Raw genomic sequence first — 233 nt, forward strand, 5'->3', positions numbered from 1 at the left:
CAACACTTCGGTGTGCTTGGGTCCATGACGCTCTAGCACTTCTTGTAGTTCACGAATCTCGGCTTCGGTCGCGGCAAATATCAAGATATCTGCCTGATCAGCATGACCTTTGCTTTGTGCATCACCAAAGCATTCTTCTACCGCAGCCACGACCGCCCGCGGCAGGTTCTCTTCAAAATCATCGTAGCTGTCATCATCTGAGCTAGTAACCGGCTCATCAGTCAGTGGACGAT

1 protein-coding gene is annotated in these 233 nt (G+C 51.1%); it reads right to left on the reverse strand.

Going from position 1 to position 233, the window contains the following annotated elements:
• Positions 1-233: hypothetical protein (locus AAEZ05_RS30330; protein WP_350650385.1), on the reverse strand; the 233-nt coding region annotated here is incomplete at both ends.

The organism is Pseudomonas sp. HY13-MNA-CIBAN-0226, assembly GCF_040310305.1.
GTDB lineage: Bacteria > Pseudomonadota > Gammaproteobacteria > Pseudomonadales > Pseudomonadaceae > Aquipseudomonas > Aquipseudomonas gregormendelii.